This window comes from Novipirellula methanifontis (assembly GCF_052161655.1).
In the GTDB taxonomy this organism is placed as follows: domain Bacteria; phylum Planctomycetota; class Planctomycetia; order Pirellulales; family Pirellulaceae; genus Novipirellula.
The window spans coordinates 4,285,551-4,297,752 of sequence record NZ_CP197418.1 but is presented as its reverse complement, the minus strand read 5'-3'; the positions used below and the strand labels follow the sequence as shown (position 1 = coordinate 4,297,752).

Genomic DNA, 12,202 nt, shown 5'->3' with positions numbered 1-12,202 from the left:
CCTCCGGCTCACTCGAACCGCCATCAATTCCGCTTCCCCCCGGCTTGCCCGGGCAGCGCGGCGAACAGCCCGCTACCAACGCCACCCTCCGTAGTGGATCTTGCTAAAGATCCCTCCGCACGACGTCTTTTCAATCACTCCTCGTCACCAAGCTGATTCTTAATCTTAATCGTACTCTTAATCCTAATCTCGTCCGAGCAACCGACCCTCCGCTGCAGACGCAAGCGTAGGTTGCGAGGTCCATTTGCACAGGAGCGAACAGAGGAAACAGAGTCACAAGTCACCTTCTTCTCCGTTCCCTCCCTTACCTCCTGTTCAAAGATTTCCTTCGCTCCCAATCATCTCGCGCATCTTGCCTGCGCAGCAGCAAACACTTTTTTCAAACAATTTGCTTGCAACGGCGATTCGGATCCTCAATAATCCGTTTTCGCCATCGCGGCCTGTTGATTTAGTGAGCCGCTTGCGCGTGAGCGACTGGGTACCTCGCATTACCCGGTGCCTTACGGCCCACGGCTCACCACTGCAATCTACATTTCGACTAACTCAACAGGCCGACAGCGGTGGAACTCAGCGGAGTGCCACCTAAGATACCGAAGGTCCACGTATCCTGGGCTTCCAGCCTGGGAACCGAGTCGGCCTCAGCGTAGTGGATCTTGCTAAAGATCCTACCGCATGAGGATCTTTAGCAAGATCCACTACGGGCGAAACGAAGGTCCACGTAGCCTAGGCTTCCAGCCTGGGAGGAGCATCCCTTCCAGGCTCGTCATCCATCGCACCAATTTCAAATTTACAATTGTCAATTTAACTTTTTCAATCTCCGCGTTTCCTTGCTGCACATGATTTCTTTTTGCAAGCGTTTTCCGCCGCAAACGAAAGTGTGGTTCGAACGGTTGCGCGGTCTTTTTGAACAGGAGCGAACAGAGCAAACAGAGTCACCAGTCACCTCTTTCTCTGTTATCTCCCTTACCTCCTGTTCAATGATTTTTTCCTAGTCCCCTTCCAGGCTCGTCATCCATCGCACCAATTTCAAATTTACAATTGTCAATTTAACTTTTTCAATCTCCGCGTTTCCTTGCTGCACATGATTTCTTTTTGCAAGCGTTTTCGGCCGCAAACAAAAGTGTGGGTCGAACGGTTGCGCGGTCTTTTTGAACAGAAGCGAACAGAGGAAACAGAGTCACCAGTCACCTCTTTCTCTGTTATCTCCCTTAACTCCTGTTCAATGATTTTTTCCTAGTTCCCTTCCAGTCTCGTCATCCATCGCACCAATTTCAAATTTACAATTGTCAATTTATCTTTTTCACACTCCTCACTCCTCACTCCTCACTCCTCACTCCTCACTCCTCACTCCTCACTCCTCACTCCTCACTCCTCACTCCTCACTCCTCACTCCTCACTCCTCACTCCTCACTCCTCACTCCTCACTCCTCACTCCCCCACCGCATCCGCCATCAACCGATCCAGTGGGCTGACGACTACGGGGCCGATGCGATTATCCACGTGCGTATAGATTTGCGTTGTCTTGATGTCGGCATGTCCGAGTAATTGTTGGATCTGGCGAATATCCGTGCCTGTCCACAACAAATGAGTCGCGAAGCAGTGGCGGAACGTGTGACTGGTCACATGTTTGGTCAATCCCGCCGCCTCCACCGCCCGTCGCAAATGAGGCGGAAACGTATCGCGGTGCAAATGATGCCGATGCAAATCCCCCGATCGCGGATCACGCGAGAACCGCGATGACGCAAACAGATACTGCCAGCGAAATTCACGATGCGCCGACGGGTACTTCCTCGACAATGCATGCGGCAACCACACCGAGGCCGTCCCGTCGGCCAAGTCATGTTCATGCAGTGCCGCCCGGCTTGCCATGTATCGCCTGAGCACCTCGACTAATTCCTCCGGCATCGGAACGACTCGGCTTTTGCCCCCTTTGGATTGATGGATCTCCACACGCCGATTGTCAAAATCGAGGTCCTTGACCCGCAGCCGAATCGCTTCGCTGATCCGCATCCCGCAGCCGTACAATATCTGAGCGATCACCAAATGCACGCCGCTCAGTCCCTCAAACACCTTGCTCACCTCCGACGTACTCATCACCGTGGGAATCATGCCTCCCTTGGTCGCCCGGATGGCCTCGATGCTGCCCAATTCCCGCTTCAGCACCACGTCAAAGAATTTTCGCAAGGCATGAAAGGCCACATTTTGCGTTTCCGGCGCAACGTTGCCATCGACGGCCAAGTCGGTCAAATGAGCCTCGACGTCCAACTCGGTAATGTTCTCGAAATCGGCCAGACAAGTCAGAGCACGCGCAGCCATAAATGCCTTCAATTTCGACACATAAGCCCGCTCCGTCTTGATCGCCAATCCCGCCCGCCGCATTGCCCGGCGGAGCTCTTGGATCGCGTCAGGTTCTCGTGGATTGATTTTGCCACCCGACTCTTCGATCGATCCGTAGCCCTCGTCACGGCTACGCTCGAACGCAATGATCTGCACCATCTTCTTCCGCACCGGCTCCAGGTCATCGTCCGGTTTGTGCAGTACCAATCGGCGATAGACCATCAACCCGCGAATAATCTTCATTCGTTTCCAAGCGGGGAAGTTCGCGTCCCGCTTACTTTTAAGAAACTCAATCAATTGCTCCGCAGTAAACTCGGTTCGCCGCGGGCTGTCCCAGCCGTCGCGCCCCAGGAACGTCGAGAATTGCTTGAACCAAATCTTGGCCCACTTCAATTCCTGCTCCATCGACCCTGGTTTGATGTAAAGTTGCGATGCCATCGTGACTCCCCCCTGCAAGCTTCGCATGCCCGATGCCAACTGCCCCGCACCAGCGTTTGCGCAAAAAATCCAAAGCCGGCCTCCTTGTCAACTTCCAAGCCCCGCATCCTACCACTGCTGCAAGCGATCTCGGCGCACTACTTCTCAAGTTCGATCAATTGCTTTGCTATCGCAAAGTAGTCTCCGCGTCAAATGCTTGCAGTCCAATCAGGCAGCTGACGCGAAAGTGAGTCGCAGTGGGCAATCTAACAAACCATTTTCCGAGTCCCTCTACTTGATGGGCACCAGGGTGAGAACAAGCTTGACACCCGCCCCGCAGCGGGTGAGAATAGCGATCGCGGTCGCCCACTCCAGTGAGGGGGCACACCGTGAGAACAAGTCTAAAAACCGGTGAGAACACCCCAAAACGGCTTATTCTCACCCTGACCCACCGCAGAAACATAAGTTCGCCGACGCATGAAACAATGACTTGGCTCAACAACCGACAACGCAGGTTCGTGGCAGCAATAATGTCCTGCGTCCTTATCACATTGTTTATCATCGCTTCTTACGTAAGTTTTCCCGTAAAAATTGACTCTGCCTCAGCGTTTGAAGACAATATTGGAAACCGCGTGAGGTTCACTGCAGCGTTCGACGGTTGGGACAAACCTGGCGAGGTTATTCTGTTGGGCGATACGGCGATTATGATGCAGACTCGCCCGACTGGACGATTCGATTGGCCCGAAATTGGCGACGTGATTGACGTCGTTGGACGTGTGGATCGAGGCAATCGATACTATGGTGAACCTGACCTTGTCTTACGCGATGCGTCATGGACCATCAAATCCCAACTCAATGACCAGCGAGGCGGCGAACCATGAAATGCACGGGAGAACGGGTGGTCTGTTTTCTCGTCTGCTTGCAAGCCGTTCGCCCGTTCCCCGTGATTTCTACCGTTCGCCGACAATGAAGCTCATGACTTGGCCTACCGATCAACAACGTGCTTTCCTAGCCGGGGCGATCGCGACTACGGTTGTGGTGTTGTTTTGCGTTGCGTCTTATGTCAGCTACCCGACACCAATCGAATCCTATAGATCACTCGCACCACACATCGGAAATCGCGTCAAATTCAACGCCACTTTCGTCGGTCATTCAAAACCAGGACAGGTCATCCTGCTGAGCGGATCTCCCGTATTGATGGAGACTCGCAAGACAGGGCAATTTAGCTGGCCTGAAGATGGTGACACGATTCATGTAATCGGTCGGGTTGAACGCGGGGACCGCTACTACACTGACATAGACTATGTTGTCCGTGATGCTGAGTGGGAAATCCGAAACCTCCCCAGCAAATGACGGAACGGCGAACCATCGGTTGCACCACAGCACGGGTGGTGAGAAAATAGGCCATCACAACGTCGTTCGCCCGTGCGAGGTGAACCGTTCCGTTATCGCAATCGGATTGCTTACTCCAATGGAAACCAACCCATACGAACCGACACGCAGTGCAAATAGCCAGACGCGAGAAGAGGAAACTCTACGTTCGTTTTGGCCAGTGTGGGTTGCCGCAGCTTGGGTGGTGTTCCTGATACTGCTCCTGCCGGCAATTCCGGTGTCGCAGTTGCGTTCGGCTCCGGCGGGATTTCGTTCACCTCCAGCGGGAACATTTCTTCCCATGAAATTAATCACAACCACCCTTTCCGTTATTGCGGCTGGATTGCTTCTCTACTGGCCACGTCGGCGGCGCTGGCTGCTTTTGAATATTCCAATCGTGATTCTGCTCTCTGCTGTACAATGGACGGCATGGTCACGCTTCCCCTAACCAACGCGTACCGCGAATGGTGGTGCGCTCAAAATGCGATAACCATGCGATGGTGACGGAGCGGCGGCACAATCGCCCGTTTGCTTGCAAGTTCACTCTCGCCGCCCGCACATCGCTACCGTTATCCGACTGAACCATCACGCTAGTTCCTGTGTCGACCTGCCATGAACACAAACATGAATCGCGAGAACGCGACGTTCGCGTCGTCAAACGTCGATGGCGACTGGGAACACGACGCCTGCATCCACTATTGTGGATTCGACTGGCCGATGGTCGCTGACGGCTTCACCGAAGCTGCGAATGTACTCGCATACAAAGCCCAAGAGCAATCACACTTCCTCGATAGCCTGATCTATCCAATCGCGTTCAATTTTCGTCACGCGGTCGAACTCCGACTGAAGATCGCCTGTTTTCGTGCAAACGCAATTTACCGAACGGTAAAGCTTCCTCCGTCCGGCCATGACCTCAGCAAGCTTTGGGCTCAACTGAAACCCGACGTAATCAAACGCTTTGCAAACGATCCCGACTATCCACGCATAGCTGAAATTGAAGACATCCTTGGCGATCTGGTTGACTTCGACGCTACATCGACCAATTTCCGATACCCTACGGACCGGAAGGGTCTCACATCGCTACCAGGTGTTACCAATATCAATATCCCACGCCTTCAAGATCGGCTGAATCTGCTGCTCAACCTATTGCAGACGATCGGCGATGTGTTCGACTCTGACTGGGATGCACTAAACGGATAACCATCGCATCCAACGGAGCCGGGTTTGCGGGGTTTCACGAGTGGAACATCAACCGTCCCGGCCCGCTGATGCGTACCGTTATCGCTGTCAATGAGAATGCCAACTAAGCTGCTAACCCTCGTCTTGCTTCTTTCGGGATGCTCTCGGCATGTCGGCGAAGCCCCCGAGAGTGGCCGTTCACTGATGGTCACGAATCAGTGGCAAATGGAGTTCATACTGATTCCGGCTTCGGGCGAAGACTGGAAGACGCATTGCGAATCCCGCGATATTGATTTCCAACCGATTGCGGCGTTTTACTTGCAACGATCGGAGCTGTCTCGACTGGAGTTCGCTGCTGCATTTCCAAACGATCGTAGCGTTGACCTCGATCAAGACATCCATCCGTCGCAAACAATTGCATCTTGGGTTGAGGCGGTAAGGCTGGCACATGCCATTTCTGCCAACGACCCTTCCTTTGCTTACCGTCTGCCGACGGTCGCCGAATGGCGATATGCTTACTACCTGGTTCATGAGCGCAGAAGCAAGAACCTTGCCGATAGGATTGAAGACATGGCAGGCGAAAATTGGGAGTTTGCAGTCAAAACGGAGATGCCAACCGCGAAAGCTGCCGGGGATACGTATGACCCGTCGTTTGATTTGGAGAGTTTCGTAATGACAGGGTCTCCACCTATTCACCAACACTCAACATTTACCTACTACGCAAGCCCAACACTTGCGACCGGGGACGATGGGATTGATGAATACACCGGCTTGAGACTGGTGCTTGTTCCTGATTCGGCGGACGCTCCGTAAATATCGAATTGCGATAACCATGGGTTGCAACGGAGGCCGCGAGTTGACGTTTTTGAAGCGGCGACTCGCTCGCGCGGCCCCGCTGAACCCTACCGTTCGCCGACAGAAACGCAAACCGCTACGGTTTAAGTGCATCCACGGTCTCCCATCGCAGAGCGGACTTTTGCGCCAAGCCATTGGTTCACGCTAGCAAACAAGTGACATTTAGCAATCCATATCGCCCAACGATCGCGCAACCCCAAGGTGACACCGTAGACTCGTCGACACTGCGGCGCGGATCATACGTCCCGGGCATTCTCCTGTTCTCTCTTGGCATGATCGGTAGTGGAATGGTCGTTCCTGGTTCGGAAAGCCTGACTCAAATACCCGCTGCCATTTCCTGTGTCGCCGGGATCGCACTGATGATACGCGAACGACGACATCGTTCACGCTAGATGTTTGTTCTTCGCGATTTGATCGCGTTCTATTCGCTTGACATGATTTTGCTGACAACAAATCTCGTAGTGGGCGTTTCACAGCTGCAAATTGCGGCGAACCATGCGATGCACGCCGAGCACTCAAAAACATTTTCACAAGTGGTTGCCCTTCCGTTCGTGCCGGGTGATCGCGGACGTTCCCCGACTGACGTACCTACCAAACGACCAAGACCGAACAAGATACAACGTGATCGATTTTTTCCGCAATGTAGTTTTCGGACTAACCCCGACGGCGATTGCGTCATTGATCTCAGGCGTTTGTTTTCAGTTGCTTGCTTGGTACGGTTCATATTTTTATTTGTATGCTGGCATATTCGTCCCGTTTTTCGCTGGGTTGGCCACAGCTGTTTTTATCGCCCCGAAACTATGGCCTGATCACCAGCGGCGTCAAAACATCTTCGTATTCGCAAATTTCATCGCTATACTTTTTGCAGTGGCAGCGTTAGCGCCACCGGAGAAATAGTTGGCTGACGTTGACATAGCGGGGAACAATGGGTTGGACGCGGAGGCCTCGAAAACGTCTTTGCTACAGTGGTTTATCTTTCGCTCGGCCCCGGTCAACCCTGCCGTTCTACCATCAAAATGCGCACGCCCCTACTATACGCCGGTATGCTCGCAGCACGCGAGTTGTCCAGTATCCTAAATGCAGAGGAACTCTGGGTGACGCTCTGTGAATTACATGATGGAAATCCGGAGTTCATATGTTCCAAAGACCCCGAAGCACTTTTGAACCACTTTGAGGGCAACATCAGCAATGCCGAATGCTCCTCCTTCGTTCATCACGGAATAGTTACGTTCACGGACGGATCGAAGTGCGATGCAATCATTGTTCGCACTGCCACGGCGAGTAGCGAATGGATACCCTTCGTGGTCGGAATACCTTACCGCGCGACAAGTCACCCAAAGGGTTTCGCGATCTATGGGCCGGTCGTTCTAAACGCTGATTCAGCAGAAGAAAGTGCGGACGATTGGCTTGACTTCCTGTTCGAGGGCTTTGAGACAGAGAACCCGAAACTATGGAGCGAGTACAGCGACACTCTTGACGAATAGGGCAAGCAAGGTAGAACCATCGCAATCGGGATAGGGGCCCGGATTGCTCCGGGGCCCCTCCCACATCACCTAGCATGCGGGTCCGCACTAGGCGATTCGCCGCGAGGATGCAAGCTGTTGCCAACGCTCTAATAGACTCAGTAAGCCTTCACTTTTCAGGTGCTCGTTCGATAACGCACGCTGGACTCCCGACGTCTTGGATAGACGCCACGGGCCTTTGCCGCTAAACGCGAACGGACGGGCGTCCCGGTACGACAAGCCCAAGGATATCAGGTTGCGAAGCCGAGTGTTCGACTTCTTCCACTGCTTCCAGTAGCATGCCCGAACCCGTCGCCGAAGCCACTTGTCGAGCGTACTGAAAGTTGTCTTGACTTGATCTAACTGAAAATACCCAAGCCAACCAATTGCATAAGAACGGAACTCCGCGAAACGCTTCTTCATCGACACACCTCGGTTTCTACGAAAGATCTCCGAGACGCGCCGTTTGAATGCGTCGAGCTTCTTTCGACTCACGCGAAACTGTCCGCCAAAGCCACGGAATTCGTAGCCCACGTACTCAAGCTCTTGCGTCTTACAGACGCTGCTCTTGTCGTGATTGACTTGCAGTTTCAACGTCAGCGTCAGAAATCGCTCAACGCTCGCGTAAACACGATGCGCAGCAACATCCGACTTGGTGAAGATCACGAAGTCGTCCGCATACCGCACGAAAGGCAATCCACGCCGCTCCAGTTCCTTGTCCAGATCATCCAAATAGATGTTGGAAAGGAGTGGTGACAACGGACCTCCTTGCATCGTTCCTTCTTCGCTAGGTTGACATAACCCATCGATCATCACTCCGGCTCGCAGGTATCGTCCGATCAGTTTGAGCAGTCGCTTGTCGTGAACCTTGCGGCTCACGCGTGCCATTAACACGTCGTGCTGGACTCGGTCAAAGAATTTCGACAGATCCATATCGACGCATCGGCGTCGACCGCTGCGAATGATCTTCTGCACCTGCTTGGCTGCATCTTGCGCCGAGCGATAAGGTCGATAACCGAAACTTGATTCAGAGAATCCCGGATCGAAGATCGGCGTGAGGACTAACACAATGGCGGTTTGGATGACGCGTTCGAGCAAGTTTGGAATTCCGAGCTCTCTCGTGCCGCCATCGGGCTTGAGGATGGCCACCCGCCGGACAGGGTCCGGACGATAGGTGCCATCGAGTAGTTGTCGACGAATGTTTTGCCAACGCGGCGCAAACCACTCGGGAAAGTCGTCGACCGTTATTCCGTCGGGCCCAGGGGCTCCACGGTTGGCCTTCACTCTTGCCCAAGCCATTTCCATGTTGACTTCATCGACAATTGCTTCCATCAGATTGTGAGCATCATCGCCCAAGGCTGACTTCTCGATGGCCGCCAGAGCCGAATCATCCGTCGGGATGTTTGGCGCAGCGTCATCCACTACGACAAAGTCGAAGACGAGTTGCTCTGCGTTCGGATTCTCTGAGGTCATCGGTGGTTCGTTCCTTGACTGTTGACGTTCGGTTCTTCCCGTCGCCATTGGAATTGGCGGATCGGTACTACAACTTCTGCTGCATTCTCCAGGCACGTCATGCGTTACCGCATTCCGCCCCGCCTTTCGGGCAAGCCCTACTCACGGGTACGCCTGGAGTTCTCCCCAGATAAGGGTTTTCGTGATCTGTCCCCGCCCAAGCTCCCGATCTACCTGCGCTCACTCTTCCGGTTCGGTTTCGCAGTCAGCAGCCTGCTCACCTGTAGACGTCGGCCTCCTATCGGGTTTCTGTTCGTAGCCTGGCGGGTCTTGGCGTGAATGTGTCTGACGACGGTTTTAGCTTTGAAGCTCGTCCGATTCGGTTATTGCCCGATCGAAGCTGTTCTCGGCGGCTAGCCAGATTTACGGTCACATTCGCAGGCTGCCTTCCCACGGATCGTCACCTCCCCGCAGTTGCCCTCGCCTCGTACTGTTCTTTCGTTAGAATTTCATTTGGTATACTGACTCCTCGAAAGAAACCGGAACTAAGTACAGGGGACTTGCACCCCACAAGATCACGCCCATGCTGGGCGTACTGCAACGGAGCCGGGCTTGCAAGCTTTCACAAATGGTGCATCAACCGTCCCGGCCCGCTGATGCGTACCGTTATCCGACTGACCGTGCCCGATCGACACCCTAACGACACACGCCAATGAAGACTCGAACTGCTATTCTACTCTTCGCATTTTTGATTGCACTCTGTCTCTATCCCTTGACTCGATACGCTGCAAGCATTCCTCGTGAGAAGCTGGGCCAAGACGCTGTTGACTACGTGACCCTGCACGGAAACGTGCAATCAATGACGGCGACGACGTTTGGAACCGATGGAAAGCTACGTCCGATTGACGTCACTGGCGTATATCTGTTCGAGGGGTCCGCCAATGGCACAATGATTAGCATGCTAAAATACTTCCCCAATCTGGAACACATTACGATTGGTCCCGACTTCAGCGGCGTGCCGATTGGATCGCCACCACCTCCACTGACCGAAGCTGCCGAGGATGACCGGGTGAAGATGCAAACGGCGTTTCCTGAGTTAACGGTTGCGGTCAGCGTTCCCTCCAATTCATAATCGCGGATAACCATCGCGTGAACGTGCGGACTGGCAAGGTCTTGAAGACTAGCGGGTGTGAATCCCGCCTGAGTAACTGTTAGCCACAGGCTCAGTATCGAGTTTTGCAGCCAACCTATAAGCATCATGAGCTGAAGTGGTTGGTTGAAGCGTAAGCAGAAAGGTAGTGAGGGTGAAAGGTATCGGCTGGCTGCCGAACCCTGAACGAGATTGAGCTCCGAAATTATGGTTTCCTGTTGGATACTGCCCAAGGTCTGTTCATGCTGGAAGGCGAAACTCGCGGTCGCGTCTTGGCGAGCGACAGCGAGAGTCCCGGAGTCGAAGATCCACTCGCGCTACACACTATGTTTTCAAGGCAACCAGTGACGCCCAAAGATTCTTGATCTGACTATGAACTCCAATCATGACAAATCGAGTATGCCCGCGAAGCCGAAAAGGCAACAGAGGCAAATGACTCTTTGGAAATCGGATGACTGCATAGTACCGTTGACTTCGGGTAATTCCGAACGAGGGAAGGCGGTCAGGCCGACACGCGATTCCAGCCGACCACCTGCCACTCACAGAAGTGGAACGCCGGTGTCTGATCGACTGGATCGCATCACCACGAGAGCGAAAGGCGACGCATCAGCGACGTTTAGCAACCTCTTTTCGTTGCTCAATACTGAACTGCTGTTCTACGCGTTCCGACGACTCAAGCGAGACAAAGCACCGGGGACCGACGGTGTCACGGTGGACGATTACGAAGAGAATTTGCAAGGCAACTTGCAAGATCTCGAAGATCGAATCCATCGTGGCAGCTATCGTCCTCAGCCGAGTTTACGCCGAGAGATTCCCAAAGGAGACGGTAAAACGCGACCTTTAGGAATTGCTTGTGTGGAAGAAAAGATCGTCCAGCGGGCGATCGTGATGATCTTGGAACGCATCTACGAGGAGGATTTTCATGATACCTCGTACGGTTACCGTCCCAAGCGAAGCTGCCACCAAGCACTGGCCGATCTGGGCCAGACGATCACACGCCGGCGAGTCAACTGGGTGCTCGACGCGGACATTAAAGGGTTCTTTGACCACGTTGATTTTGGGAAGCTCCAAGAGCTGCTCGGGAGACGCATCGAAGACTCTCGTATGCTGCGTCTGATCACCAAGTTTCTGCACGCCGGAGTGATGATTCAAGACAAACGTTACGCCACCACGGAAGGCGTCGCGCAAGGTTCGGTTCTTTCTCCACTGCTAGCCAATGTGTACTTGCACTACGTGCTGGACGAGTGGTTCGAGCAGCAGGTGAAGCCTCGTCTTAAAGGCGAGTCCTCGATCATCCGCTTTGCGGACGATTTCATCTGCACGTTCGAGCGAGAATCGGACGCGTTGCGTTTTCGTGAGGTGTTGACCAAACGTCTTGGTCGGTATTCGTTAGAGTTAGCTGAGGAGAAGACGAAGTTGCTCCGTTTCGGCCGTTTTGCCAGTCGCGATTGCCAGCGATTGGGTGAAGGGGCTCCGGGCGCATTCGACTTCCTTGGCTTCATGCATTACTGCGGCACAAGCCGCGCAGGAAAGTTCAAACTGAAACGGAGAACATCGGCAAAGAAGTTTCGATCGAAAATCCGCGAGCTCAAAGACTGGTTCCGTTCCAAGTTGACGACGCCGCACAACGAGGTCTGGCCAACGTTGGTCCGCAAACTCCAGGGACACTTTCAGTACTACAATGTCAATGACAATTGGGAGATGCTGATGAAGTTCCGAGAGGCGGCACGAAAGTTAGGTCTTCGTTGGATGCGTCGTCGCAGTCAGAAAGGGCGAAACCTCAGTTGGGAAGCTTACGGCCTTTATCTCGAGCGACACCCGTTGCCGAATCCGGGACAGATCACGGACTTGATCGCGATGGGGAGTGCGAAGTGATGCCAGGTGAGAGGTGTCGGCTGGGAGCCGGATGCGTTAACGGCGCCAGTCCGGTTCTGAGAGG

10 protein-coding genes are annotated in these 12,202 nt (G+C 53.7%); 8 read left to right on the top strand and 2 right to left on the bottom strand.

Features of this window, described 5'->3' with window-relative positions:
* Positions 1 to 1,428: 1,428 nt before the first annotated feature.
* Positions 1,429 to 2,775 carry an integron integrase gene (locus SH528x_RS15165; protein WP_442511358.1) on the bottom strand — a complete coding sequence of 449 codons (1,347 nt, stop codon included), beginning with the start codon at positions 2,773 to 2,775 and terminating at the stop codon, positions 1,429 to 1,431.
* A gap of 509 nt (positions 2,776 to 3,284) precedes the next feature.
* Here SH528x_RS15165 and SH528x_RS15160 point away from each other — a divergent pair.
* The 6 genes from SH528x_RS15160 to SH528x_RS15135 all read left to right on the top strand — a co-directional run bounded on the left by SH528x_RS15160 (position 3,285) and on the right by SH528x_RS15135 (position 7,643).
* Positions 3,285 to 3,635 carry a hypothetical protein gene (locus SH528x_RS15160; RefSeq protein WP_442511357.1) on the top strand — a complete coding sequence of 117 codons (351 nt, stop codon included), beginning with the start codon at positions 3,285 to 3,287 and terminating at the stop codon, positions 3,633 to 3,635.
* 94 nt (positions 3,636 to 3,729) lie between these two features.
* On the top strand, positions 3,730 to 4,107 hold the full coding sequence (locus SH528x_RS15155; protein ID WP_442511356.1) for a hypothetical protein: 378 nt from the start codon (positions 3,730 to 3,732) through the stop codon (positions 4,105 to 4,107).
* A 118-nt stretch (positions 4,108 to 4,225) separates the two neighbouring features.
* A complete protein-coding gene (locus SH528x_RS15150) occupies positions 4,226 to 4,573 on the top strand; it encodes a hypothetical protein (protein WP_442511355.1) in 348 nt (115 codons plus the stop codon).
* 176 nt (positions 4,574 to 4,749) lie between these two features.
* The gene (locus SH528x_RS15145) at positions 4,750 to 5,325 is read left to right on the top strand and encodes a hypothetical protein (protein ID WP_442511354.1); all 576 of its coding nucleotides are present in this window, start codon (positions 4,750 to 4,752) and stop codon (positions 5,323 to 5,325) included.
* A 96-nt stretch (positions 5,326 to 5,421) separates the two neighbouring features.
* Complete coding sequence (locus SH528x_RS15140; protein ID WP_442511353.1) at positions 5,422 to 6,117, top strand: hypothetical protein; 696 nt, start codon at positions 5,422 to 5,424, stop codon at positions 6,115 to 6,117.
* 1,058 nt (positions 6,118 to 7,175) lie between these two features.
* Positions 7,176 to 7,643, top strand: a complete 468-nt coding sequence (locus SH528x_RS15135; protein WP_442511352.1) for a hypothetical protein — start codon at positions 7,176 to 7,178, stop codon at positions 7,641 to 7,643.
* A gap of 87 nt (positions 7,644 to 7,730) precedes the next feature.
* On the opposite strand, the gene ltrA (SH528x_RS15130) is transcribed toward SH528x_RS15135, so the two are convergent.
* On the bottom strand, positions 7,731 to 9,134 hold the full coding sequence (gene ltrA, locus SH528x_RS15130) for a group II intron reverse transcriptase/maturase (RefSeq protein ID WP_442510522.1): 1,404 nt from the start codon (positions 9,132 to 9,134) through the stop codon (positions 7,731 to 7,733).
* A gap of 691 nt (positions 9,135 to 9,825) precedes the next feature.
* Between ltrA (SH528x_RS15130) and SH528x_RS15125 the strand changes: the two genes are divergently transcribed.
* Entirely contained in the window at positions 9,826 to 10,245 is a 420-nt protein-coding gene (locus SH528x_RS15125) for a hypothetical protein (protein WP_442511351.1), read from the top strand.
* Positions 10,246 to 10,821: 576 nt separating this feature from the next.
* Positions 10,822 to 12,138 carry a group II intron reverse transcriptase/maturase gene (ltrA, locus tag SH528x_RS15120; protein ID WP_442511350.1) on the top strand — a complete coding sequence of 439 codons (1,317 nt, stop codon included), beginning with the start codon at positions 10,822 to 10,824 and terminating at the stop codon, positions 12,136 to 12,138.
* Positions 12,139 to 12,202 lie beyond the last annotated feature (64 nt).